General features: G+C 77.2%; 1 protein-coding gene. It reads right to left on the bottom strand.

Annotated features, from left to right (window positions below):
* Window positions 1-109: 109 nt before the first annotated feature.
* Window positions 110-368: GNAT family N-acetyltransferase (locus D455_RS0114530; RefSeq protein WP_017571439.1), on the bottom strand; the 259-nt coding region annotated here is incomplete at its 5' end.

Raw genomic sequence — 368 nt, 5'->3', positions numbered from 1 at the left:
GCGGGTGAGGCGGGCCGGGTCCACCCCGTGACGGCGCCGAAACGCGGTCCGGACGGCGCGGTAGCCGGGCGCCCCGGGTCCTGTCCGCCTCGGGCGCCTCACCGCCCGGTCAGTCGAGCCTCTTCTTGAAGCCGACGTGGGAGGCCGTGTAGCCCAGACGCTCGTAGAAGCGGTGCGCGTCCCCGCGCGAGGCGTCCGAGGTCAGCTGCACCATGGCGGCACCGCGGCGGCGGGCCTCCCCCTCGGCCCAGGACAGCAGCCCGGCGCCCAGGCCGACGCCGCGCTCGTCGGAGCGCACACGCACCGCCTCCACCTGGGCACGGGTGGCCCCCCGGTGCGACAGGCCCGGGACGAACGTGAGCTGGAGG

Origin of the sequence: Nocardiopsis halotolerans DSM 44410, from assembly GCF_000341065.1 — a bacterium.
Classification (GTDB): domain Bacteria; phylum Actinomycetota; class Actinomycetes; order Streptosporangiales; family Streptosporangiaceae; genus Nocardiopsis; species Nocardiopsis halotolerans.
The sequence above is the reverse complement of the archived record's forward strand: the minus strand, read 5'-3'. Positions and strand labels throughout refer to the sequence as shown.